The organism is Paenibacillus lacisediminis (genome assembly GCF_046567315.2).
This window is the reverse complement of record NZ_JBKIAX020000008.1, coordinates 241,949-266,949: the sequence shown is the minus strand read 5'-3', so window position 1 is coordinate 266,949 and position 25,001 is coordinate 241,949. Positions and strand designations below refer to the sequence as shown.

The following is a 25,001-nucleotide window of genomic DNA, read 5'->3' as shown; positions in this document are numbered from 1 at the left end:
AATTTCATGGATACCATAAGGAGGAAAAAGATTATGAACAATCATCCCAAAAAGGTAAAACGTGCCATTGCTGTTACTATGGCCTTAGGCCTTGCTATGCCCACAGCGTCCGTGCTTGCCGCCCAGGAGAGCAGCGCGGCCTTTGAGCCGGTAAGAGAAGCCGCTGCAAAGCTTGGCGCCGAGGTATCATGGGAGCAAAGCACCCGCACGATTACCGTGACAAAAGGCGGTCATATCCTAAAGCTTGCGGCTGGATCGGACCGAGCGGTTCTGGACGGCGAAACCGTCGCCTTAAACCAGCCGGTCCGCCTCTCGGACGGCCAGGCGCTGGCCGACGCCGGTTTGATCGCCAAGGCGTTCGCCGGTGATAACGGGCAAACGGAGGATACGGCAGACTTGTTCCTCGAGGCTTTGCAGGCCGGAAACGGAGCCAAAGCCGCCGAATACGTAAGCGAAGCATCCGCCTATGCGCTGCCGGAAACCATGCTGAACCGGCTGTGGAGCAGCTATGGGAGCATGTTCGGCAAAACAGTGGGCGAGCCTGCCAAAAGCGAAAGCTTGAATACGGTACACCGGAATGTGACTTACTCCTTCCAAAGCACCATCGTTCCGTTTCAAGTTACGCTGCGGCTGGATCGGGGCGGGAAGGTCGATGATTTATACTTTGCCGCGGCCTCCGCTTCCGCTTACCAAAAGCCGGCATACGACAATCCTGCAGCTTATAGCGAACGGGAGGTTACCATCGGAAGCGGCGCGATGGCGCTCCCCGGCACTTTATCCGTACCTGCGGGAGACGGTCCCTTCCCGGCCGTCGTACTCGTCCACGGCTCCGGTCCGAACGACCGGGACGCTTCAATTCTTGGAGCCAAACCGTTCCGCGATTTGGCCGCCGGTCTCGCCGCACAAGGCATCGCCGTACTGCGGTACGACAAGGTGACCTACGAGCATTCCTTCAAGGTGGCGGCCGATCCGAAATTTACGCTGAAGCAGGAAAGCGTTGACGATGCTTTGGAAGCGGTGAAACTGCTGCAAAGCACGCCCGGCATCGATGACTCCCGCATTTTCGTCGCCGGCCACAGCCAGGGCGGCTTTGCCATGCCGCTGATTAGCGCCGGCGCCCCGGACGGGGCCATCGCCGGAACGATTCTCTTGTCCGCCCCAAGCAGCAAATTCGCCGACGTACTGTCCGAGCAACAGACCGAGCTGGTCCGCCGCGTCAAGGAGCTAGGGCTTGATTCGACGCTGTACGAGCAGCAAGCCGCGATGTATACGTCAATCGCCGATATGGTCAACGATCCGGAAAACACGGTCAATCATATGCCGGCGGAATTTCCGCTGCAGCCCGCTTACTGGTGGTTTGAGCAGAAAAATTACGTGCCGGCTGAACTCGCCAAAACGCAAACCGGGCCGATGCTCGTCCTGCAGGGTGAAAACGACTGGCAGGTGACCATGAAGCAATTCGAGGGCTGGAAAACGGCGCTGAAAGACCGTGGGAATATCGAGTTCAAGTCTTACCCGAAGGTGAACCACCTGCTCGCCGAATATGACGGCCTTTCTACCGGGACCGAATACGGCAAGCCTTCCAATGTGTCCAAGGCCATCATTGACGATATTGCAAATTGGATTCATAGCGCGAAATAATACCAATAGAAGAGGCCGTCCCAAACAGTTAAACTTACTGTCGGGCCGGCCTCTTTTAGGCTACATCCGCTTCCTAATCTGTGGACACTGCTCTAACGGACTCCAGCGACCTTATCCGCCCATTTCCCGGGTATTTCCCAGCCTAACGGACCCACGTGACGTTATTTGGCTCAAAACGAGTTCAACCTGGCTGGTTCGAGGTAAATAGAGTCATCTGTGACCGTTACGTTCTGCAAACCTCCGTTTTTCCGCAGATAACGGCTCTGGTGTCCTTTAGCCTCCGGAACTCTCTTCTCCCCCCCCTTTTTATCTGAGCCTTTGAGCTCTACCCGGGCGGAAATTTTATAGATAATCTAAAAGACCGTCCGGCCAGATCAGTGGATCCAGGCGACGGTCTGCTCATGTTTTTGTAAATGTACTTTTTGTACTTACTACTCCCATCACGAAATGGACACTTTAAACGGGTTTAACCCTGCATCATCATCCCCATCTCCCGGGCCGCTTCGATCAGCACCGGCCCGTATTCCTCCAGCCGCTCCGGCGTCATACGGCTGACCGGCCCGGATACGGACAAGGCGGCGGCAATTTTGCCGGACCGGTCAAAGATCGGCGCGGCGACGGCGGAAACCCCCGGCTCCCGCTCCTCGTAGCTGGTGGCGTAACCGCGCTCGCGGACCAGCTGCAATTGGGACACATAAGCCGCCGTGTCCAACCCCGCCGGCCAGTCGGGGCTGTCCAGCACCGCCCGCATCACCGGCTCGTCCGAATAGGCGACAAGCACCTTGCTGGACGCTCCGACGTACAGCGGCAGCCGCGCCCCAACCTGGGCCACCCGCCGGATCGCCTGATTGCTCTGCACCGCCTGGATGCGCAGCCGGTCGTTGCCGTCGCGCAAATAAAGGCTGACCGTTTCCCCCAACCGGTCGCGCAGCCGCTCCATCAGCGGCAGCAGCAGAACGGCCGGATCGTCGTTATGGGACAAATGCGCCGACAGCTCCCATATTTTCAGGCCCAAGCGGTATTTCTCCGTCGCCGGATCACGCACGACAAATCCACGCTCTTCAAGCGTGGTCATCAAACGGTGCACCGTGCTTTTATGTAAACCGATCTCGCCGGCAATCTCCGTTAGCCCCAAATCGCTTCCTTTCGTAAAACACATCAATATATCCAGCGCCCTTTCGACGGCGCGAACCGTTAGCTTCCGGTCTTCCATCCGGCATCCACTCTCCTCAGGATGTTTCACTATATGAAACTCGGTTACATAAATTATATGAAAGACCGCGGCTTCCGTCAATGAACGATTCCGTCAATTCTCCGGTTTTCCATTGACTTTACGGCACCCCCGGCTTACGATAAATTTAAGAGTGTCGCCTTATTTCGACAATATCTTCGGGATTTCTTCGTATCGGCAATATATCTTGGACTTAGCCGTAAACTGCTGCTTTTTTCGTCATATACTCTAATAGAGGTTGTTTAAAATATTTTAAAGACACAGGAGGGAAGCCTATGAGCCATAGCGGCCGCAAGGACCTTCCCTTGCCTTCGGCGTTCTCTAAGAACAACTCTCCCGCAAGCGTAAGCCGGCGTATCAGCATTAAGCATATCGCTGTGGCTTTGCTGTTGTCCATTTTGTTTTTCCTGATTTTCTGCTTCGTTTCTCTGCACGGCTATATCGCCTGGGTGCTGTCCAATCCGACGGTAGCGCCGCTTTATTCCAATCCGAAGCTGTCCAAAAATCTGGATTACGAGAACATCGTGTTTCCCGCGGCAGACGGGAGCCGAATGATGCAAGGGTGGTATATACCCGCGGAAGATTCTGTCAAAACGATTGTATTTAGCCACGGTTACGGGGCCAATCGCGAGGAATCTTGGATTCCGATGTACGATCTGGCCAGTTTTGCCCACCGGCTGAATTTTAACGTCTTGATGTTTGACTACGGCTTCGCCGCCCAGAACAGCAAAGAGGTGGCTACCGGCGGCAAAAAAGAAGCCAAACAATTGCTGGGCGCCATCGATTACGTTAAACAGCGCGGGGCGCAGGAAATCGTCGTCTGGGGTTTCTCGATGGGCGCCGGCACAGCGCTTCAGGCCGGATTGACGAGCGGCGATATCGACGGCATGATCCTCGACAGCACGTTTTTGCTTGAGCCGGACACGATGTACCATAACATCCGGCAGCAAATCGATCTGCCGCGGCATCCGTCGCTGGAGATCATCGGCATGCTGCTTCCGGTGCTGAACGGCACGAGCCTGCGGCAAATTCCATACATGCAGGTCAAGTCGGAGGACTACCCGTTCCCGACCTTGTTCATTCATGGGACGGAGGATGAGAAAGCGCCTTATCCGATCGCCGAGAAGCTGGCCGCCAATCAGACGAACCCCAATTCGGGCGTGTGGATTGTGGAAGGGGCGCATCATGAACTGATTTTTCGCGAGCACCCTAAGGAATATTTGCGAAAAGTATCGCTTTTCCTCAGCCGGATCAAAACCGCCGCTTCCGGCAGCGGCAACAATAGCGCCCTTACCGGGCCCGTATCCGAATAGCATAGGCCAAACCTCCCCGCGAATAAGCTGGTAGTAATGACTTTAAGCAAGGGGAGGTTAACCGGATGCTGTTCGTTTACGGGCCTTATTTGCCTGTACGCATTTTGGAAGAGATCCGTTTCTGGAAGCAGCAGGAAGCGGAGCATACGGAAGTGATCAAAGCGATCATACCCAATTTGGAGCACCACTACGTCAGGATACTGGACGAGTGGAAAAAAGTGTTTACCGCTACGGAGGCAGCGGCCGACCGGCTGCTTCAGCACGGCCTGACGTCCAAGGAAGCAGCCTCAAGCCCTCAGCTGATCAAGCAAACCGAGCGGCTGCTCGGCACCGCCTTTCAGCAGTCGAAGGAATTTGTCCGCCAGCTGTACCATATTCTCGACCGGAGCGAGGCGGTCAAGGCCGTTCCGCTTGCCCCCGTCGTGCTGATGCACATTATCCGCGAATCGGAGTATTTCCTGGCCGTGCTGGAAAGGCTCAACCGCCCTGGGGAAATTGCGGGCTGCGTCGCCGGCGGGCCGGCGGTGTACGACCCGTATCATCAAGCTGGCGGAACCCAGACTTACGCATCTTCCCAGCAGCCTGACGATCCGCCGCCTTTCGGGCCCTATCAGCAGCCTACCGGGCCATCGTCTTTCGGGCCTTATCAACAACCTACCGGGCCATCACCTTTCGGGCCTTACCAACAACCTACCGGGCCATCGCCTTTTGGGCCTTATCAGCAGCCTACCGGGCCATCACCTTTTGGGCCTTATCAGCAGCCTACCGGGCCGGCGCCTTTTGGGCCTTATCAGCAGCCTACCGGGCCATCGCCTTTTGGGCCTTATCAGCAACCTACCGGGCCGGCGCCTTTCGGACCCTATCAGCAGCCTACCGGGCCGACGCCTTTCGGGCCAACTGGCTCGAGAGAGGAAGCGCCTGAAGTGTCCTGGCCGCAGCATTCGCCGCATCAGCAGTCGATTTCCCCGGAGGAGGCGGATTCCGATTTTGAAACACTAAACGTATCGAATGTGGGGCTTGAAGCGGAAGCACCTGCGCCAGCCGAGAATCTGGCGAATGACCATGCAGTGGGAAATTCGGCAAAAAAAGCTGACGAGGAAATGGCCGGCCGAGAAAACCTGCGCCAAGAAAACAACGCGCCCTCAAGCGGCCCCCGCATTCATGAACGACCTGTCCCGATCGGCGGGCACACGCTTCCGCCCCTGCCCTACCCTTACAATGCCCTCGAGCCTTACATCGATGAGGCTACCATGCGCATCCATCACGACAAGCACCATAAAACCTACGTTGATGACTTGAACAAGGCGGAAAAAAAGCTCCAGGAGGCTCGCAAAAACGGAAACTTCGAGCTGGTCAAGCATTGGGAACGGGAACTCGCCTTTAACGGCGCCGGCCATTATCTTCACACCATCTTTTGGGAGATCATGAACCCGAAGGGCGGCGGAAGACCGGAGGGCGAGCTGCTCCAGCAAATCACTCGTGATTTCGGCAGCTACGACGCCTTCCATCGGCAATTTTCCGAAGCGGCCGCCAAAGTGGAAGGCGGCGGCTGGGCGATCCTCGTCTGGAGCCCGCGCAGCCACCGGCTGGAAATTTTGACAGCGGAGAAGCATCAAAATCTGTCGCAATGGGACATCGTGCCTCTGCTTCCGCTCGACGTTTGGGAGCACGCTTACTATTTGAAGCATCAAAACGTGCGTGCCGACTATATCAAGGACTGGTGGAACGTCGTGTACTGGCCGGCCGTGGCGGAACGTTACGAAGCCGCCAAAAAACTAAAATGGCAGCCGTATTAAACGGCTGCCATAATGCAGTTGGTTGCCCGTAACGACGCTCTCCCCTCATTTCCCGGCTATTTCCCATTTTACGGCTCCTGTTTTGGGGAGTTTAGCGTCACTCAAGTCCGTTAAGATATGCTCATCGTCAAGCATCGCCAACCTTACGGCTGCGGTCACCGCCTGTTCTGGCCGTAGACCGCAGCTTTCCGTTATTGCTTGATCAAGGACAAAAACTCCGCTCTCGAAGCCGCGTCCTTGCGGAAGCTGCCGCGCACCGCAGACGTTACCGTTTTGCTGCCCGGCTTCTTGACGCCGCGCGCGCACATGCAGAGATGCTCGCCTTCCACGACGACCATCACGCCTTGCGGGTTCAGCACTTCTTCCATAATGTCGGCGATCTGCGAGGTGATGCGCTCCTGCACCTGCAGGCGGCGGGTCACCGCCTCCACCAGCCTTGCCAGCTTGCTGAGCCCGGCGATTCTGCCGCTCGGAATGTAGCCGATATGCACTTTGCCGAAGAAAGGCGCCATATGATGCTCGCATTGACTGTAATAGACGATATCTTTGACAATGACAAGCTCCTCATGGTTTTCTTCGAACGTTACCCCAAGCACGTCGCGGGGATCCACTTCATAACCGGCAAAAATCTCCTCGTACATCCGGGCAACCCGGGCGGGCGTATCGAGCAGTCCTTCCCGTTCGACGTCTTCCCCGATCAGTTTTAGGATTTCACGAACATGATGTTCGATTTTCTCGTGATTTTCTCCAACCTGCTTGTTTACGTAATCTTTAAGTCCAGCCATTTAAGCGCCTCCTCCTTTCAAAAAAAAGTATGGCAATGCGCAGCTGACGCCGGTTTCATGACGCCATAATTGCGCACAGGCCACACTTTTTAAGACTCTTCATTTGAGCCGATGATTATCTTTTCTTCCGCGGCCGTGCCGCTCCGGGAACCTGTCCCTGGTTTTTCATCATTTGCTGTGCGCGTTGCATCTGCTTGTTGTTCAAATTATAGCCCATCTGTTTCGCCACTTTTTGCAGCATTTCCGGATCGTTTTGCATTTTTGTCATCTGCCGCCGCAAATAAAAGACGCCGATCAGAAAACCGCCGACCAATCCGACGACGAGCGTAATAATTGGAATTACGATATCCATCATTCAGCCACCCCTGCATTAATATCCGTGCAGCCCCCTCGTTTGGCTAACGCACTCCACATATAATAGCATTCACCCTGCCGCGATTCAAGCCAGAACCGTTTCGATAAACAGCGTTGTTTCCGTGGCCAAATCTACTTCCTTCACGTCCAGTTCATCCCCGGCGCCACGCACGATGCGGATAACCGGCCGGCCCGGCAGCCCCCGGTGCTGGCTTACGACCACGCCGGTTTCCTTGGTCGACAGCCTTACCGCCGTACCGTTCGGGTAGACGGATACGATGCGGGTAAACTCCACCAGCACGTCGTGATCCAGTTCGTGCTCCGAATAAGCCAGCAGTTGTTCGCAGGCCTCGTGAGGCAGCAGAGTGCGCTGCGAGCCGCCTGCACCTCCGCCGCTGATCAGATTGTCATACATATTCGCAACGGCGACGATGCGGGGGAACAGGTGAATTTCGTCCCCTGCCAGGCCGCGGGGTATCCCCGTCCCGTTAAGCCGCTCATGATGCTGAAGCGCCGTATGGGCGATGAGCAGATTAAACTCGCGTTTATGCTTCAACATTTCGTATCCCCGCCATGTATGATGCTGCTTTGGATCGTCCTCCGCCGCGCCTTCCGGCAACGGAACGGACTTGCCGATATCGTGCAGCAGCGCCCCGATCGCCAGATCCTTCAACTGGGAATAACCCAGCCCCATGTTCAGGCCGATCATCGACGAGATCAGGCAGACGTTAACCGCATGCAGGTAAGCCGCATTGTCCGCCGTGCGAATGTCGGTCAGCTGCAAAAGCACTTCCTTGCTGTTCAGCACGTCCGTCAGTAAAGTATCCACGCTGGCGCCGACTTTTTTCGTGCTCCATTCCTTTCCCGACCGGATCGCTTCCTGGGTCTCCACCATTTCGTGAAATACCGCCTGTTTGGTCGATTCGCTGATCACATCTTCGATTTCGACATCGTCGTAATCGGGATCTTTGATGTACAGCATCGTGACGCCGATCCGTTTGAGCGTGCTGATCATAAATACGGTCAGTTGAATCCCCGCCGACAAAAGCACGGTGCCGTTCGCGGAATAAACCGTTTTTCCCAAGTATTGCCCTGGCTCGATATCTTCAATACCGATGAAACGCATCCCTTCATCCCCCTTGACGGCTGGCTACCGCTTCCGTCATCGTTGTCAATCTGGCTTTCCTTAATCGTCGCGGCTTTCTTCGGGTGACGCTGCCCCTCGCAGCTTCCGGTCCGCGACCTGGAGGCGCTCCAGCACTTCCTTGTCCTGTTCGCTCTTCAGCGCCTGGCTCACCGCCTCCGCTGCCGCTTCTCCTCCGATCCGGCTTAGTGCCCAAGCGGCCGTGCCGCGAAGCACCGGACGGGGGTCGTGAAACAGTATATCTATTAATTTCGGCACGGAAGCCGCGTCTTTGAAGTTTCCGAGCGCAATGACCGCATTTCGCTGGATCGGTTTTTTCCCCCTCCAGGCCGCCGCGCTGTCGCCGAAGCGCTCCTTGAATTCCCGGTTGCTTATATCAAGAAGCGGCAGGAGCAGCGGCTTAACCGTCTCCGGATCGGGCTGAAGCTCAGGCCGGTGGTTCCAGGACTTGCCTCTGTTTTTCGGGCAAACGATCTGGCAGGTGTCGCACCCGTAAAGCCGGTTGCCGATTTTGAGCATAAACTCCTCTTCCACAAACCCCTTCGTTTGCGTCAAAAAAGAAATGCATCGCTGCGCGTTCAGCACGCCGGGGCCGACCAGCGCCCCGGTCGGACAGGCGTCGATGCATTTCGTGCATTCGCCGCAATCCTCCGTGACCGGGGAATCCGGCGGAAAAGGAATATTGGTGATCATCTCGCCAAGATAGATCCATGAACCCCATTTGGGTGAAATGATCGCGCAATTTTTTCCTTTAAAGCCGATTCCCGCCCGCTCAGCAACCGCACGGTCGACTAAAGCTCCGGTATCCACCATGCTCTCGATCCGCGCTTCCGGAACCCGCTGCCGGATGAAATCCTCCAGCTTGGCCATCGCCTCGCGAAGCACCAGGTGGTAATCCCGTCCCCAGGCCGATCTGGCCAGTATCCCGCGCCGCAGCCCCGGCTCGGACTTGGGCGGGCTGTCCATCTTGGAAGGATACGCCACGGCGATCGAAATCAGGGAAGCCGGCTGCTCAAGGGACAGCTCGGGGTAAACGCGCTTATCGATATCCGGTTCCTCGAACCCGGATTCGTATCCTTTTTCACGCCGGTCCAGCAAAATCGCCTTCAGCGAAATAAAAGGGTCCGCGGAGGCAAAGCCGATATCGTCGATGCCAAGCGATGCCGCGTTTTCCTTGATTTCGCGCTTCAAATCCGCCCATCCGCTGGTGCTTGCAGGAACGACGCTGCCGTCGTGTATGGTCTTTGCCACTCCCTTCCCCTCCTTGATGTAAATTTTACGGGGCGGCAAACGGCCCCCAAAGTTGTTGTTTTCCGAATGATGTTAGTCTCAGGAAAACAGCCGCTTAATCGCTTCCCGGGCCAGCAGATCGCAATGATTGTTGAGCTCATTGTCGCTATGCCCTTTGACCTTGACGTATTCGACCTGATGGATGCCCATCAGCCGCCACAGTTCCTCCCACAGGTCCTTGTTTTCCACCGGCTGGTTTTTGCTGTTTTTCCAACCGTTTTTGAGCCAGCCGCGAATCCAGCCCTGCTGAAAGCAGTTCACCACGTAGGCGGAATCGCTGTAAACTTTGGCCCGGCACGGCTCCTTGAGTTGACTGAGCGCGGAAATGACCGCCTGAATTTCCATCCGATTGTTCGTAGTCATTTTCTCGCCGCCGGACAGTTCCTTGCGATGTCCGTTAAACATTAAAACAGCGCCCCATCCCCCCGGGCCCGGGTTTCCGGAACAAGCGCCGTCGGTATATATCGTTATCTCTTTCATCGTTTATCCTCCAGATTCGCAGGCTCTATAAATAGAAAAGCATATCCCGCACCCATTTGCAACGGATGGAAGATATGCTTCAATCATTCCTCTTCTTACCTATCTAGAATTAAAAAAATCAATTAGACCCCGATAAAGAACGCGCAGCAGCGATGCTAAGCTTCTGGAACGCTTCTAAAAACTTGCTTGCGCCGTAGCCCATCGCTTCGTACAGCGGCATAATCGCTTTGTTATGCTCGTCACCGGCTACCATGATCCGGCGGACATTACGCTGCTGAAAACGTTGTTCCATCGCGGAGACGAGGCTTCTGCCTACACCGCGCCGGCGGTAATCCGGGTGAACGGCCATCCGGTAAATACACCCGGTATTCTGATCGATCGTTCCGATCAAGACCCCCTGAATTTCTTCCTCCGCTTCCGCAACTAGAATCAGTTCGGAATCCCAGGCCAATTGTCTGGCAAAAGCTTTTTTGGTGTCCTCGTAGCAAGCCTCGGACAAGGATACCTGCAAAAGATCCATCACTTGATTCACATCACTCAACTGAAAGGAACGAATAAGCATGCTATGATCTCCTTTTTCCTTAACACTAGATAGATTCATGTTAAAGGCGCGGCCTTTATTTTTACATCAAGCAAATAATTAAAACCAGACAAAAATCGAGAAAAAACTGCTTCCTTGTCCATTAAACCATATAAATCAGCGAAATACACCAATTTTCTTCTGAAAGCGCTTAATGTTAAGCGTTTACATTTAATTTTTGTGAATTTCCCTTCACAAAACAGGTTTTCATACATATATTTTGATCATCTGCCAATAATAGGTTTTGTTTGGAGCATGTAAAACAGGTCGAGACCACTTCCTGATCTGCTTCGTGATAAGAAAAACTTCTATCGAAGTATCTTCTAGGAAGCCAGACCGCGATTAGCGGTAGTTTTTCTTGCGATATAAGGAAGCTGATACTTGGATGCCCATTCTTTCTTATATCTTCAAAAGACGACTTTTTGAACAACCTTTTTAACAAAAAAATCGGGAGGTTTTTCCGTTATGGCCCATGAATTGCCTGCGTTGCCCTATCCGGCAAACGCGCTTGAACCCTACATCGACGAGCAGACGATGAACATTCACCATGATCGTCACCACAATACGTACGTGACCAACCTGAACGCCGCGCTGGAAAGCGCCCCGGAACTGCAAAGCAAGAGCGTGGAAGAGCTCATTTCCAGCCTCGACAGCGTTCCCGAAAATATCCGCACCGCCGTACGCAACAACGGCGGCGGCCACGCCAACCACAGTCTGTTCTGGACCGTGATCGGGCCCGGCGGCGGCGGAGCTCCAAGCGGAGCGGTCGCTTCCGCTATCGACAGCGAGCTTGGAGGGTTCGACAAATTCAAAGAGGATTTTACAAAAGCGGCGACGACCCGTTTCGGCAGCGGCTGGGCCTGGCTGGTCGTCGGCAAGGACGGCAAGCTGGCCGTAACGAGCACGCCAAACCAGGACAACCCGCTCTCCGAGGGGCAAACGCCCATTCTTGGCCTGGACGTTTGGGAGCACGCCTACTATTTGAAATATCAAAACAAACGCCCGGATTATATCGCGGCATTTTGGAACGTGATCAATTGGGACGAAGTGAACCGGCGTTACGAGGCCGCCAAGAAATGAAGGCTATTGCCAGGAGAAGGAGGTTGCGATATGGCCGAGCAAAAGCGTAAGCTGACCAACGATCCGGAGGAGCTGCTGCAAGCCAAACACGCGGAAGATCAGCATAAGCAACAGTTTACGAATTTCGCGCACAGCGTTACCGGCGGAAGCAAGGCGGCGGATCCGGGCAAGGTGGTGGGTGAAGAACACCGCGAACCGGATACGCAAAACTATATGAAAACGGTAGAAAACCGCACGCTGGAATAAAGAAATTAAAAAAGAGGCCTTCCATGAAGGAAGGCCTCTTGATATTATTTTGCCGGGGTATACTTGATCCAGTCATAGTACGCCCGAACCGGGGACCCGGGATAAACAAAATCCCCTGTCCAATATTTGGCGGCGTCGCCCGCCCCCGCCCAGAAGTTGACCATAATGCTGCCCGGATGGCTCGGCAGCGGTCCGCGGGAGCCGTCCTCGGTATGCACCAGCTTGCCGTCGACATACCATTTGATCGAGGCCGGCGACCATTCAAAAGCATAGTCATGGAAGTCCAGCGATGCATCGAAGCCAAGATCAATGACCGTGCTATGATCTCCGTCTCCGGCCGTATAATAGTTAGTCTCCAGTTTCGTCGGGTCTTTTCCGAGAATCTCAATATCAATTTCGTCATTCTCTTCAATGTCCGGATCCGGATTAAGGTCATAATAGGTGAACAGTGAAGTTACCAGCCCCACGCCTTTCGCCACTTTCATCCGCGCTTCTACGCGCCCGTACCCGTAGTCTTCCCCGATGGTCGCATATTCGCCGGAGGCGTACTGCTCGCCGGAGCATCGGCTTGGGCATCCCGACTTGTCCAATCGAAGGGCCATGATTCCGCTGTTGAATTCGATGTTGTTCGCCCGCCAGCCTACGCCGAAGTCATCGCCGTTCTCCCAGCCGTCCGAGGCATAAAACAGCTTCCCGTTAAAAGCGTTCAGCGGCTCCTCAAACCCGCCCGCCGCCGACGCCGGAACCGCCAGCAAGAGGCTGCATCCTATCAAACAAACTCCCAAACCTCCGCGAACCTTTTGTAAAAACGTTAACTTTTTCATCATATCCCTCCTAATGAATTGCCGCGAAAAATCGCGGGAGATAACGCCGGTTTTGTTCCAGCATTTCCGCTGGAAAGTTCTGCTCCCTCCTTTGCGCGTTTTACCGCGATGCCGATCCAAGTTGTTTATTATATGTATAAATGTACTATGAAAGTGATTTGTTGGATATAAGTAGGAAGTAGCAGCAGCCAGTTGAGCAGCATGATATAGCGGAGCTATATAAGTTGAACTAAAAAAATGCGGAAGTTAGGCAAGAGTGTTCAATATTCTAAAAGAGTGCACATTTTAGACTATTGAACCTAGGTGAAATGATTCTGAAGAAACTAAAAGATTTCTGGAAGAAAGCTACATCGGAAGCATATGCTTGGTCGCCTTTGTCAGCGGATTTCTTCCTTGTTGGAATCTATAAAATCAAGAAATCCGCGAACAACAGCGATCGTAAGAACATTTCACACGGCTGCCCTGATCCGTACAATTAATAGTTCAACATATATAGAATTCCAGTGGCACGAAATTCCTGCCGTGCGGGATCCCAGCAATGCGGGATTACTCGGTATGAGTTTCCGCAGTGCTGGATTCTGCAGTACGAGATTACACGGTACCAGTTTCCGTAGTACTGGATTCTACAGTGCGAGATTACATGGTACCAGTTTCCGTAGTACTGGATTCTACAGTGCGAGATTTCTGCGGCATGGGATTCCGTGAGATGAGATTCCTCGCCATGGGATTCCGCGAGATGCAAAAGTGCATGCGATCTTTGTCGAACTTCCTCGAAAGAGGCTCGCCAAATGCAAAAGTGCAGTTCATATCCGGTCAAAATACTCTTTTTTATCGAATAGTCCCAAAACAGATGTATTTTTGCATTTCACACGCTCAAATAGGCTGATTACGGGAAAATGAGATGCACTTTTGCAGTTGAGTTAATTCGCCAAGCCGTGGGTTCCTTCCAAAAGGAACATGTATGGTTTTTAAGCATTTAGCGTCTCTCGAGTCCGTTAGCCTCGTTACGATGTAAAAAGAAAACCGCACCCAGGTACAATACCCAGGTACGGTTTTGGCTTATGCTTGTTTAAAATACTGGTTCAATATCCGCAAAAAGACGTTCGGAAACGCAAGGCTCCCCATATCTTCCCGGGTGATCCAGCGGTATTCCGCGGAGTCCGCGTCCAGATCGAAGCCCTCCTGCTTGATCCCGACTCCGGACGGTGATGCCGCTCCCGAAGACGTGTTCGCTGCGCTGGCCAAAGCCAAAGGAGCTCCGGCTTCATAAGCCGCGGCGGTTTCGGCGGCGAATAAGGCGGCCGAACCGGCTTCCGCTGGATGCTGCCCTGGCGGATGGGTGCCGGCAGTCCCGGCACTAGAGGCCACGGCGTAGGGAGTTCGGCCGTTCGCGGCCGCGGCGTTGCCACCTACACTGTTTTCGGCCCCGCCCTTCACGACCTCACCGTTCACAGCCCCACCATTCACGGCCTCACTGCTCACAGCCCCACCGTTCACGCCACCATCGTTCACATACTCGCCGTTCACGGCCCCGCCGCTGGCGGCCTGGCCAGCGGCATCCTCCGCGGCGAACCGGAACACGCGGAGGTTCCAGTGAATGTGGCTGAACGTATGCTCCGCGTTCATCCACGCTTCCCCGGGCCGCGCCGGCACGCCCGCACCGGCCAGCGCCGCCGCCAGCCGGTCCATCGCCGGGCCGTCCGGCAGCCCGGCGCCTTCGCCCGGCACGGTGTCGGCCGGGATATGGGGCAGCTCCCACATCCGTGCGAGCAGCCCCGTGTCCGGCCGCCGGCGCACGAGCACGCGGCCCGCCAGCGCCCCGCCGCCCTCCACGAGGGCGACGAGCCGGTATTCCGGCCGCGGCGGCTTCGCCTTGCTCTTCACCGGCAGGCGCTCCTCAGCGCCCGCAAGCCGCCCGGCGCAGCGGGCCATGACCGGGCAAATCAGGCATTGCGGCGACTTGGGCGTACAGACTAACGCCCCCAGCTCCATCAGCGCCTGATTAAAATCCGCGGCCCGGCCCTCGGGGATCAGCTCCGCCGCCAGCTCCTCCATCAGCGTGCGCGTCCCGGTTTTCATGATATCCTCTTCGATCAGGAAATACCGCGACAGCACCCGCATGACGTTTCCGTCGACGGCCGGCTCGGGCCGGTTAAAGGCAATGCTCATAATCGCCCCTGCCGTATACGGGCCGACGCCTTTCAATGCCGACACGTCGGCCTTGTTGTCCGGCACAACCCCGCCGTGCCGCTCGACCACTTGGCGCGCGGCCGCCTGCAGATTGCGGGCCCGCGAATAATACCCGAGCCCCTCCCAGCATTTCAGCACGTCTTCCTCCGGGGCTTCCGCCAAATCCCGAATCGTCGGAAACCGCTCGATAAACCGGTGAAAATAGGGGATCACCGTATCCACGCGCGTCTGCTGCAGCATGATTTCCGAAACCCAAATATAATACGGATCGCGATGCCGGCGCCAAGGCAAATCGCGCTTGGAGCGTTCATACCATTCCAATAGCTCCGTACTAAAGAAAGTTTTGTTTTCACTGCTCTCCTGCATCTGCTACTCCTTCTATTCCACGCGTTCCACCACGGCAAAGGCGGATGCCAACTGCCGTTCATGCGTGATGCTCAAATGAATGACATACCGGTTCGGCTCGGGTACGGCGAGCCGCTCCCAAGCTTCCGGGGAAAGGGATACGGTCGGCTTACCGCTCGCATCCGGCAAAATATCCATATCCGCAAACCCAAGCGCCTTCCCGATACCACAGCCAAACGCCTTGCTGACCGCTTCCTTGGCGGCGAACCGCCCGGCCAAAAATTCCGCCGGACGCGCGGCTTGTCCCGGCAGGCGCCGCTCGGCCACAGTCAGGATGCGCCGCGACAGCCGCTCGCCGACCGGACCGCTTAACATCCGCCGGACGCGTTCGATTTCGACAACATCATGTCCGATTCCGTATATCAAAGCGATTCCCTTCTTCCCTATGCATCACGGCAAATGCAGGGCTTATCCCTGCACAGCCGCCACTCACATTGTAACAGGGAAGCCGCTCCGGCGCGAGTTCGGCAGGGACAAAAAAACGCCCGCTGTTTTCCAAAACGAGTAGCGAACCGACACAGGCGTTGCCCACATACACAAACACAAGCACATGAGCACGAGCATGAGCATGAGCATGAGCACGAGCACGAGCATGAGCACGAGCATGAGCACGAGCATGAGCATGAGCACAAGCACGAGCAGAGTGCGTACGATTCCGAAAACTCCCCACTTCGCCTCACTTGGACTAGCTCCGGCCATTTCACTCTTGATATACTAGTAGACAATAGGAAAAACTGCAAAAGTTAGCTTGTATAAAAATTCTGGCGAAAGCATAAAGGAAAAAAATACCGTTATTTTATCGATAGTATCTACTTCGAGAGAAATAGGGGAAATTTATACCGTTATTTTCCCGAATCATAAAGAAATAGCCGCCTTTCGCACCGTTCATAGGAAAATAAGGACAAAAAATTCCGCTAATGGGATTGATCATGTTCCAAACAGAAAATAAGACCATAAAGTTCCGCTATCGCAGATGCGCCACGTTATTCCCGGGTCGTTTTACTAGATTAAAATCGCTGTGACCATGGTTCTGTCCCCCTGTTTTGCGGAAAGCAAGAATGATCAAGAAGAAGCGGCGCCCCCCGTTTATACTAACCACATAGACCGGTCTGGAGGATGTTCATGAACGCAGTCAGCACTATTCAACAAAGCATCGATTACATTGAAGAGCGGCTTGGCGAAGAGTTAACGTTAAGCAGGATCGCTAGCGCGATGTTTTACTCCGAATATCATTTTCACCGCACTTTCTTGTACTTTGTCGGCGACACGGTTACATCCTATGTGCGGAAACGGAGACTGTCGACGGCGGCGGAACTGCTGACCGAAACCAACTTGAAGGTGCTGGATATCGCGCTGCGGTGCGGCTTCGGCTCCCATGAGGTATTTACCCGGGCATTCCGGAAAATGTACGGCATCCTGCCAACGGAATGCCGTAAGCTAGGCCGTCCGCCGTTTCTCGTGCCACGCGCCGCGCCTCTTCTGACCATCGATGCGCAAATAACCAGTGATTGGGGAGATCAAATCATGCAATACCGTATCGAACAACTGCCCGCCATGCGGATTCTGGGCTTCTCGCTTCAAACCGCCATCGTAGAAGGCAAAAATCATGACGACATTCCTGCGTTCTGGCAGACGTACATGCAGGAGCGGCTTGGCGAGCGGATCCCCGGCAAAAAAAATCCCAACGTCGAGCTTGGCGTTTGCTCCCCCACCGACGAAGACGGCACCTTCCAATATATCATCGGCTTTGAAGCGGACGAAGCGGCCGAGGTTCCGGAGGGCATAACGGAATATCTCATTCCGGCGGCTACCTATGCCATCTTTACAACGCCTCCAGCCGGCGAGGAAGATTTCAGCACGTCCATCCAAACGACCTGGGACGAGATTTTTGCGAACTGGTTCCCCGCATCCGGTTACGAGCAGATAAACGCCCCCGATTTCGAATGGTACGATGAACGCTGCTGGCCAAAAGAAGGCAAGCAGATCGACATCTACATTCCCGTTCAGCCGGCGAAATCCAAGTCGGAAGCTTAAGTAGCCAACAACGCAAGCAAAACAACAAAGAGGCTGTCTCGTAAGCCGCTGCGGCTAACGGGACAGCCTCATTATTTTCAACAACTTATTCCGGCAAAAAGACAAACTGCGCTTCGCCGATTTCCAGCGTCTTGTTCTGCAAATCCGGGGCATTGGTCTTAAAAACAAGCTGCGTTAACCGTTCCGCTCCCCCCTGCTTGAACAGAAACGATTTGTCTCCGATGCCAAGCTCGGCCGTTTCGCCGCCGGGCGCCGCTTCCAGCAGCGGCAAACCGAATAACTCCCGCCAATGAGCGGCTGCCGCTGCCGGATCGGAAACCGTGAACACAGCGCTTTGAATGTTCACTTCTCCCGCGGGGTGATCTTTGATGACCCCTGTTGCTATCAGCCCCGACAAACGCTCCTCATCCGCACCGCTCCATTGCAGGATAAACGGATAGGACAGGCCCCGATAATGTCCGTCGATCGTAAACATCCGCCACTCGATCCAGTTCCCCTGCGCATCGAGCCTCCGGCCGTCCAAAATCGGCGAAAGTTCAAGGCCTTGGCCCTGTAAACGGGACGCCAGCCCGTCGATATCGTCCGTACGCAGCGCGACCCGGCTGAACGCTTGGCGGGCGGGCAGCTCGGATAAAGCGTCGCGCACGACCGCGTTAGGTGAGTCGATTTTTTCCGCAAGCTCCCGGTCCTCGATCCCGAGAAATTCAATATACGTTAATCCAAAATAACTTAGCGCGTTATACGTTCCCCAGAACTTGTGGGAGCCGCCTTTAAAAGCGGCCAGCCCCCATTTCGCAAACGCCGCAACCGGCGTATCCAAATCGTTGACGTATTGCACGGTGTGATCCCATTTCAGCATCATTGGGACACTTCCTTTCCGAGTTCCGTTGTCCGTTTGACCGCCGTCAGCACACTTCGCTGCAAACCGGCGGCAAAATCGCTGCGGTTCAGTTCGTACAAGGCGTTAATGCCCACGCCGCCCGGGGAGTTGTTGATATCGAGAAGCTGCCGCGGATGCAGCCCGGTATGCCGCAGCATCGCCACCGCGCCTTCAACGTTTTCCAACGCGATCCGCCAGGCCTGTTCTCTCGGCAATCCGGCCAGCACACCCGCATCGGCAAGGGATTCAATGAAATAATAGACATAATTCGGCCCGGCCACACCATAACCGGTAAAAACATCAAGCAGCGATTCATCCACAACCTGCACTTTGCCAAACCCGCCCAGGAATGCTTCCACCTGGGCGAGTTCAGCATGTTCATTAAACGCCACCCCGCTGTAACCTAACCCGGTATCCGTGAGCGTGTTGGGAATAACCCGGACAACGGGGCGCTCGGCGCCGACATAACTTTCCAGTTTGGCTATGGTCACGCCCGCTACGATCGATACGATAACGCTGTTCCCGCCGGCAAATTCGCGAATCGTCTTGCCTACACCGGCCAAATCGTCCTGCGGCCGCACGCCAATCACAATAAGCCCGGCATCCTTCAGCGCTTGGCCCGGTTCATCCGGCCCCTGTATACGGTAGGTTTCACTTAAATAACGCACGCGCTCCTCCCGAATGTCCGCCACGCTGATCAGGTGAGCCGGCACCGTCTCACTGCTGACAAGCGCCCGGATGATCGCTTCGGCCATCTGCCCTCCGCCGATGAAATGAATGCGTTGCTGCGCCATTTTACATTACCTCCTCTTTTAATTGTTCTCCCATGCCGCCGGCAAAATAAATCCGTCATACTTGTCCTGAGACTTGATGAACTCCTCGAACTCCGTGGATTCATAAGCGGCTTTAAGGTCTTTCGCCCATTGCGTATTTTCGTCGGCCTTGTTTATAGATACGATAATCCGGTGCTGCTCAGGCGTATTTTCGATTTTTAAAGCCTCGGTAATTTTCCGTTTCGCATTGGCAATGTAGTTGCCGTTCACTACCCCGAAATCAACGTCCTTCAGCGACACCAAAATTTGTGCCGGATCCAGCACCTGAATGTCGATCGCGTATTGACCCGGCGACACGCTGTTCAAGTTGAAGTCGGTCGTGCCGGCATCTTCGGCCACCTTCACCCAGCCAAGCTCCTCCAAAATCCGGACGGCGCGCTCCTGATTCACCGGATCGTTGGGGACAGCGACCGTGCTGCCGTCCTTCACTTCATCCAAAGACTGGTGCCTTTCGGAAAACAAGCCTTGCGGCGCGCTGGGAGCAAATGTGATGCCGATCATATCCATGTGCAGCTCATCATTGATCCCTTCCATGTAAGCAGTGCTCTGGAACACGCTGGCATCGATAGAACCTTCCTGCATTGCCGGATTCACCTGCATATTCTGGGAAAAAGTCTTGATGTTCACCTTATAGCCTTTTTTCTCAAGGATAGGCAAGATACCCGCCCGGAATTGTTCCTCATAGGTTCCGACACCGAAACCGACCGTAATCACCTTTTTGTCTTGACCGGCGGTGCTTTGTTTGCCGCAGGCGGATAACACCAACAACAGTCCGATCAATACAACAGCCGCAAATTTCTTCATGATTACAACCCCTCTTCCAGTGAATTGCGCAATTGGTGTAAAGCATCATCCGTTGCACTCACCGGCACCGCGCAGTTTGGCGCCAGCAGGAACGGTTGGCCCCGCATCAGCGAAAGCGCTTCGCGAGCCTGCTCGCGAATGCGTTCAAGATCGCCGCCGGCGAACAGGGCATGGTCGACCCCTCCCACCTTGGTTGCATGGAGCGGAGCGTCCAAACCGGCGTTGCCGGCAGCGTATGTATCCCAACTGATCCCCTCGATCGGATAATCGTTAAACCGTTCAGGCTGGGAAAAAGCTCCGCAAGTATGCAGGATCCGTTTGCCGAAACCTGCCGCTTCGAGCACGATGTGATCATAAGGCCTCGAGAACTCGTTAAAAGCGGATTCATCGAATAATCCCGGATGGGCGGTTCCCGTAACCGCGTAAAAAATCCCGTCAATCCCGATCCGGCCAAGCTCCTCCACATAATCCGCCAAAGTTACGGCAATGGCGTGCAGAGCGCGGTGCACTCCGTCCCGCTGCCCGCCAAATAAAGTTTCCAGCGGGACGGGATGTTCGCTGCCGTAAACCGTATCGCTCACGTAAGCCGACTGCCCCGCCAGAAACAACAATACCGTTAGCGGCGAGAAAACGGTTTGCGTCAGCGGCGTACCCGTTAGTCCGGCCCGGATCAGCCGGGCCGCCTGAAGCTGCTCCGCCAGCGGGGCCGCTTCCGCCGCGCGCCGCGGTTCAACCCGCCAGACATCGGCCGCCTCCCGAAGGGCCACCGCGGTCTGTTTGGGAAATACCGTGCGGTAATCGCGGAAATCGTAGCTGTTTCCCCAAGTTTCCGCGTAATAGGTTGCGCGCGGATTGATCTTAACCCAATCCCAAGCGAATTTCCGCGTAAAAGCGATCGTGGCTTCCGCCAAGTCTTCGGCATTTTGTTCTTTATCCAAGAAATGATGCCAGCCGCTGACAATGGGGCGATCCGCCGTTTCGCCGGACAACAGGGCCTGAAATCGGGCCGTTTTGTTCCAATCTGCCATGTCATTATTCTCCCTTTTATCAATTCCGAGTTTGCGGGTTGGAAAAGTTTTAATCATACTAGCACACCGAAAAGTTTGACGTCAATGTGATTTTTAATTGACTTCGCTTAATTCATAGAGTTATATTTTTGGAAATACTATAAAGTTCATCGGAAAAGTATATATATTAAACATCAATGAATCAGGAGGACGCCAAATGACTTCAGACTATCGGCCATCGGCAGGACTGCAAACGATTGAGATCAGGGATGTTTCCAAAGTTTTCGAGCGCAAAGGAATTTCCAGCACCGCGCTGCAAGGAGTGAGCTTAACCGTTGAAAAAGGGGACATTTTCGGGGTAATCGGTTACAGCGGAGCGGGCAAAAGCACCTTGATCCGCCTGGTCAACTGCCTGGAAAAGCCCAGCGGCGGACAAGTATTTGTCGAGGGGCAGCCGCTTGCTTCCTTAAACGCCGAGCAGCTGCGGGCTTTGAAGAAACGGATCGGCATGATCTTTCAGCATTTTAACTTGCTGGAGTCGGGGACGGTTTATCATAATGTGGCGATCCCGCTCATCCTGCAAAAAAAGCCGCAGCAGGAGATCCGGGAACGGGTAACCGAACTGCTGGAATTCGTCGGCCTTGGCGACAAAGCCGCAAGTTACCCGGACGAGCTGTCGGGCGGTCAAAAACAACGGGTTGGCATCGCCCGGGCGCTGGCCTCCAATCCGTCCATTTTGCTGTGCGACGAACCGACCTCGGCGCTGGACCCGCAAACAACACAAGCGATTTTGCAATTGCTCAAACGAATCAATGCCGAATACCGGATTACGATCATGATTATTACGCATGAAATGGCCGTCATTCAGGAAATTTGCAACCGCGTTGCCGTTATGGAAGCCGGTCGGATCGTCGAACAGGGCACCGTGCTTGACGTGTTTGGCAGCCCGCAGCATCCAACGACCCGCAGCTTTGTGCAAACGGTCATTCATGACCGCCTGCCGCAAAGCTTAAAAATAAACCTTGGCCAAGAAGCGAAGAAATCCCGCTTATTTAAGCTGGGATTTGTCGGAGCCGCCGCTTCCGCTCCAATTGTCAGCAGGTTGATTCGCCAGTTTGCCGAAGTGGAAGTAAATATATTGTTTGCCTCGACCTCCGAAATTCAGGACACGGCGTTGGGAAGCATGATCCTGCAGTTCCAGGGACCTTCCCGCACCATTGATGAAGCGGCCTGTTTCCTGCATGCCCAAGGCGTGCAAATCCAGGAGGTGACCGATTCCGTATGTTAAGTACAACCATTACCCTCGGCCAATTTATGCAAGCCATTTATGAAACGATCTACATGGTCAGCGTCTCCCTGCTGCTGGGGGCATTGCTGGGCATCCCGCTGGGCATTTTTCTGGTGGTAACACGCCCCGGAGGTTTGCTGGAAAATAGAGCCGTATATTCGCTGCTTAATCCGATCATTAATATTGTCCGTTCGCTGCCGTTCATCATTTTGCTAGTGGCGATCATTCCGTTGACCCGGGCAATCGTCCAGACCTCCATCGGTACGAATGCCGCCATCGTTCCGCTGATCATTTATATTGCCCCGTATATTGCCCGGCTGGTCGAAAACTCGCTGCTGGAAGTAAATCCGGGGATTTTGGAAGCGGCGGAAGCCATGGGCGCGACGCCTGCGCAGGTCATCCGGCATTTTCTGCTGCCCGAAGCGTTTGGTTCACTTATTTTAAGCTTGACCACCGCCACGGTCGGACTGATTGGCGCGACCGCGATGGCCGGAACGGTTGGCGGAGGCGGTGTCGGGGATTTGGCCATTTCATACGGATACCAACGTTTCGACGATGTGGTGATGGCGGCTACGGTCATCGTGCTTGTTCTGTTCGTTCAGGGGCTGCAATCGCTCGGCAACTGGCTGGCGCGAAAAATAAGGCGGCATTAACGAAATCCTTCATGGCATGCATTGTAATTGCCCCCTATACTAGTAGAATGGAGAATGATAGACCGGATTAATAGGGGGATGTACCAGTGAATTTTACAGCGATTGATTTTGAGACCGCCAATACAAGCCGTGCCAGCGCCTGTTCCCTTGGGTTGGTTCAAGTTAGAAATGGAGTGGTAACGAGAGAACATACCTGGTTGATTGATCCGCTCCAGCCGTTTGACAGGATGAATATCGCGATTCATGGGATTACTCCTTCCATGGTGGAGGGACAGCCGACATTTGCGGAGCTTTGGCCGACTGTGGAGCCGCTGCTGCAAGGAGAAATCGTCGTGGCCCATAATGCCGTTTTTGATATAAGCGTGCTGCGCCATTGTCTGGATGCCGGGGAATTGCCTTATCCTGATTTCCAGTACTTATGTACATACCGCATTGGAAAGACGATGCTTCGGGAGTTGCCTTCCCATAAACTAAATGTCATCTCCGAGCATTTCGGCATTAGCTTCAATCATCATGATGCCCTTGATGACGCCAGAGCAGCCGCTTATGTTTTATTAAAATTAATGGAGCAACAACAGCAGGCTGACCCGCTCCTGCTTGCCGCCAGCCAAGGTTACAATCCTGGAACGATGTTTGCGGACGGTTATACTCCTTTTAAAGCTTTGCCAAAAAAACAGCAAAAAGTCGGACAATGAAATGAAGCCCTTTTGCCCCCCGTTATCCGGAAGGCAAAAGGGCCTCATTACTGGTAAAACGTTAAATCCCCGGAATCGGACTGCGCTTATGCTCCGTTTTCAAATAAAACGATTCCAGCCGTTCCCGAATGGCCGGATCAACCTCTTTGCCTTCCAGATAATCGCTGTTGTCTTCGTAGCTGATTCCAAGCTCCTTCTCGTCCGTCTGGCCTTCCCACAGCCCGGCGGTCGGCGCTTTGTCGAGTATGCTCTGCGGCACGCCCAGGCGGGCGGCGAGCTGGCGAACCTGCCGCTTGTTCAGGGAACTTAGCGGCGTAATGTCCACCGCGCCATCCCCCCATTTAGTATAGAAGCCGGTGATCGCTTCGGATGCGTGATCGGTGCCGACCACCAACAAACTTAATTCAAAGGCGAGCGCGTATTGCATCACCATTCTCGTCCGCGCTTTGACGTTGCCTTTGCCCTGTGGGCTGAGATGACGCGGTTTGCCGATATTTTTGAGGCCGTGCTCCACCTCCAGCGCAATTTCGTCCACGGCTTCCGCGATGTTCGTCTCCGCGGTATGATCAAGCCCAAACGCCTTGGCCACCTCGTAGCTGTGCTCGATGTCTTCCTGCTGCCCGTAAGGCTGGAACACGCCAAGGGTCATGTAAGGCTGGCCGGTTTCCCGGGTCAGCTCATCCGTGGCTCGTTTACACAGGCCGGCCGCCACGGCGCTGTCGATGCCGCCGCTGATGGCGATCAGCAGACCGGTCGTCCGTGAACTTTTTACATGCTCCTTCAAAAAATCGACGCGTCTCCGGATTTCCGCATCAACGTCAATGACGGGTTTTACACCCAAACGCTCAATAATTTCCTGCTGTAAACTCATTCCTCATCCCTCCACTCTATATGTAAAACGCCCCTGCGGTAACGGATTTGAGCCGAACCTCGGGGCGTTGCGGCGCTAGGCGGATAGCCTTGCCGCGGATTGCAAACATGTCTGTTACCGGCAGAAGCGGTCGAACGCGCTGGTAAGATCAGCGGCGATTTCCTCGGCCGAGCGGTCTTCGATTTGATGGCGCTCGATAAAATGCACCAATTCCCCATCCTTCATCAGCGCGATGGAAGGCGAGGACGGCGGATACGGCGCGAAATATTCGCGGGCCTTGGCGGTCGCTTCCTTATCCTGCCCGGCAAACACCGTAAACAGATGGTCTGGCGTCATGTCGTGCTGCAGCGCCTTCGCCACGCCCGGACGGCATTGGCCTGCCGCGCAGCCGCAGACGGAGTTTACGACCACCAAAGCGGTCCCTTTCGCGTCAGGCAGCTTCTCCGCAACCTCTTCCGGAGTCCGCAATTCCTGAACCCCCAGTACGGTCAATTCGTCTCTCATCGGTTGAACCATGTCTCTCATATATTGGTCAAATGACATAGACATTCAAATCACTCCTTGTGCATACGAAATA

General features: G+C 54.7%; 23 protein-coding genes and 2 pseudogenes. 9 read left to right on the top strand and 16 right to left on the bottom strand.

The features are described from left to right. The first annotated feature begins 33 nt into the window (after positions 1-33). Complete coding sequence (locus ACLD72_RS17725) at positions 34-1,641, top strand: alpha/beta fold hydrolase (RefSeq protein ID WP_410998592.1); 1,608 nt, start codon at positions 34-36, stop codon at positions 1,639-1,641. A gap of 466 nt (positions 1,642-2,107) precedes the next feature. On the opposite strand, the gene ACLD72_RS17720 is transcribed toward ACLD72_RS17725, so the two are convergent. Further along, positions 2,108-2,854, bottom strand: coding sequence for an IclR family transcriptional regulator (locus ACLD72_RS17720; protein ID WP_410998829.1), 747 nt, complete (start codon positions 2,852-2,854; stop codon positions 2,108-2,110). Positions 2,855-3,147: 293 nt separating this feature from the next. Here ACLD72_RS17720 and ACLD72_RS17715 point away from each other — a divergent pair, with 293 nt between their 5' ends. Continuing rightward, positions 3,148-4,185, top strand: a complete 1,038-nt coding sequence (locus ACLD72_RS17715) for an alpha/beta hydrolase (protein ID WP_410998593.1) — start codon at positions 3,148-3,150, stop codon at positions 4,183-4,185. Between the two features lie 65 nt (positions 4,186-4,250). Continuing rightward, entirely contained in the window at positions 4,251-5,981 is a 1,731-nt protein-coding gene (locus ACLD72_RS17710) for a Fe-Mn family superoxide dismutase (protein ID WP_410998594.1), read from the top strand. A 191-nt stretch (positions 5,982-6,172) separates the two neighbouring features. Here the strand turns inward: ACLD72_RS17710 and folE are convergent, their stop codons facing one another. The 6 genes and pseudogenes from folE to ACLD72_RS17680 form a co-directional block, all read right to left on the bottom strand. Beyond that, positions 6,173-6,766, bottom strand: coding sequence for a GTP cyclohydrolase I FolE (gene folE, locus ACLD72_RS17705; RefSeq protein ID WP_410998596.1), 594 nt, complete (start codon positions 6,764-6,766; stop codon positions 6,173-6,175). Positions 6,767-6,881: 115 nt separating this feature from the next. Beyond that, positions 6,882-7,118, bottom strand: coding sequence for a YneF family protein (locus tag ACLD72_RS17700; protein WP_251592488.1), 237 nt, complete (start codon positions 7,116-7,118; stop codon positions 6,882-6,884). Positions 7,119-7,205: 87 nt separating this feature from the next. Further along, on the bottom strand, positions 7,206-8,246 hold the full coding sequence (locus ACLD72_RS17695) for an HD-GYP domain-containing protein (protein ID WP_410998598.1): 1,041 nt from the start codon (positions 8,244-8,246) through the stop codon (positions 7,206-7,208). 75 nt (positions 8,247-8,321) lie between these two features. Further along, positions 8,322-9,503: pseudogene (queG, locus tag ACLD72_RS17690) on the bottom strand (tRNA epoxyqueuosine(34) reductase QueG); the annotation flags it as partial. Positions 9,504-9,593: 90 nt separating this feature from the next. Beyond that, positions 9,594-10,034, bottom strand: a complete 441-nt coding sequence (gene rnhA, locus ACLD72_RS17685) for a ribonuclease HI (RefSeq protein WP_410998600.1) — start codon at positions 10,032-10,034, stop codon at positions 9,594-9,596. A gap of 118 nt (positions 10,035-10,152) precedes the next feature. Then, entirely contained in the window at positions 10,153-10,596 is a 444-nt protein-coding gene (locus tag ACLD72_RS17680) for a GNAT family N-acetyltransferase (protein ID WP_128631642.1), read from the bottom strand. Between the two features lie 483 nt (positions 10,597-11,079). Between ACLD72_RS17680 and ACLD72_RS17675 the strand changes: the two genes are divergently transcribed. After that, a complete protein-coding gene (locus ACLD72_RS17675; RefSeq protein ID WP_410998602.1) occupies positions 11,080-11,694 on the top strand; it encodes a superoxide dismutase in 615 nt (204 codons plus the stop codon). Positions 11,695-11,724: 30 nt separating this feature from the next. Further along, positions 11,725-11,940, top strand: coding sequence for a hypothetical protein (locus ACLD72_RS17670; RefSeq protein ID WP_410998603.1), 216 nt, complete (start codon positions 11,725-11,727; stop codon positions 11,938-11,940). 44 nt (positions 11,941-11,984) lie between these two features. Here ACLD72_RS17670 and ACLD72_RS17665 read toward each other — a convergent pair whose 3' ends face one another. From ACLD72_RS17665 to acpS, 3 genes and pseudogenes are all read right to left on the bottom strand, one after another. Then, positions 11,985-12,764, bottom strand: coding sequence for a family 16 glycosylhydrolase (locus ACLD72_RS17665; protein ID WP_458476079.1), 780 nt, complete (start codon positions 12,762-12,764; stop codon positions 11,985-11,987). A gap of 1,530 nt (positions 12,765-14,294) precedes the next feature. Then, positions 14,295-15,320, bottom strand: a pseudogene (mutY, locus tag ACLD72_RS17660) (A/G-specific adenine glycosylase); the annotation flags it as partial. 12 nt (positions 15,321-15,332) lie between these two features. Then, positions 15,333-15,725, bottom strand: coding sequence for a holo-ACP synthase (gene acpS / locus ACLD72_RS17655; protein ID WP_410998608.1), 393 nt, complete (start codon positions 15,723-15,725; stop codon positions 15,333-15,335). A gap of 756 nt (positions 15,726-16,481) precedes the next feature. On the opposite strand from acpS, the gene ACLD72_RS17650 reads away from it, so the two are divergent. Next, entirely contained in the window at positions 16,482-17,393 is a 912-nt protein-coding gene (locus ACLD72_RS17650) for a GyrI-like domain-containing protein (RefSeq protein ID WP_410998609.1), read from the top strand. 85 nt (positions 17,394-17,478) lie between these two features. On the opposite strand, the gene ACLD72_RS17645 is transcribed toward ACLD72_RS17650, so the two are convergent. From ACLD72_RS17645 to ACLD72_RS17630, 4 genes are read right to left on the bottom strand one after another with little or no spacing between them, the layout of a single operon-like run. Then, the gene (locus ACLD72_RS17645; protein WP_410998611.1) at positions 17,479-18,255 is read right to left on the bottom strand and encodes a VOC family protein; all 777 of its coding nucleotides are present in this window, start codon (positions 18,253-18,255) and stop codon (positions 17,479-17,481) included. Further along, entirely contained in the window at positions 18,252-19,067 is an 816-nt protein-coding gene (locus tag ACLD72_RS17640) for a pyrroline-5-carboxylate reductase family protein (RefSeq protein ID WP_410998613.1), read from the bottom strand. The genes ACLD72_RS17645 and ACLD72_RS17640 overlap by 4 nt, the downstream gene beginning before the upstream one ends. 18 nt (positions 19,068-19,085) lie before the next feature. Beyond that, complete coding sequence (locus ACLD72_RS17635) at positions 19,086-19,910, bottom strand: MetQ/NlpA family ABC transporter substrate-binding protein (protein ID WP_410998615.1); 825 nt, start codon at positions 19,908-19,910, stop codon at positions 19,086-19,088. A 2-nt stretch (positions 19,911-19,912) separates the two neighbouring features. Continuing rightward, positions 19,913-20,938 carry a uroporphyrinogen decarboxylase family protein gene (locus ACLD72_RS17630; RefSeq protein ID WP_410998616.1) on the bottom strand — a complete coding sequence of 342 codons (1,026 nt, stop codon included), beginning with the start codon at positions 20,936-20,938 and terminating at the stop codon, positions 19,913-19,915. A 196-nt stretch (positions 20,939-21,134) separates the two neighbouring features. Between ACLD72_RS17630 and ACLD72_RS17625 the strand changes: the two genes are divergently transcribed. The 3 genes from ACLD72_RS17625 (at position 21,135) to ACLD72_RS17615 (ending at position 23,553) form a co-directional block, all read left to right on the top strand. Next, positions 21,135-22,205 (top strand): methionine ABC transporter ATP-binding protein, encoded by a 1,071-nt coding sequence (locus ACLD72_RS17625; RefSeq protein WP_410998618.1) that lies wholly within the window; start codon positions 21,135-21,137, stop codon positions 22,203-22,205. Beyond that, a complete protein-coding gene (locus tag ACLD72_RS17620) occupies positions 22,199-22,858 on the top strand; it encodes a methionine ABC transporter permease (RefSeq protein ID WP_410998620.1) in 660 nt (219 codons plus the stop codon). The genes ACLD72_RS17625 and ACLD72_RS17620 overlap by 7 nt, the downstream gene beginning before the upstream one ends. 86 nt (positions 22,859-22,944) lie before the next feature. Beyond that, the gene (locus ACLD72_RS17615; RefSeq protein ID WP_410998622.1) at positions 22,945-23,553 is read left to right on the top strand and encodes a 3'-5' exonuclease; all 609 of its coding nucleotides are present in this window, start codon (positions 22,945-22,947) and stop codon (positions 23,551-23,553) included. A gap of 61 nt (positions 23,554-23,614) precedes the next feature. Here the strand turns inward: ACLD72_RS17615 and nadE are convergent, their stop codons facing one another. Next, positions 23,615-24,424, bottom strand: coding sequence for an ammonia-dependent NAD(+) synthetase (nadE, locus tag ACLD72_RS17610; protein ID WP_251592218.1), 810 nt, complete (start codon positions 24,422-24,424; stop codon positions 23,615-23,617). 114 nt (positions 24,425-24,538) lie between these two features. Beyond that, positions 24,539-24,973, bottom strand: a complete 435-nt coding sequence (locus ACLD72_RS17605; protein WP_410998624.1) for a BrxA/BrxB family bacilliredoxin — start codon at positions 24,971-24,973, stop codon at positions 24,539-24,541. Positions 24,974-25,001 lie beyond the last annotated feature (28 nt).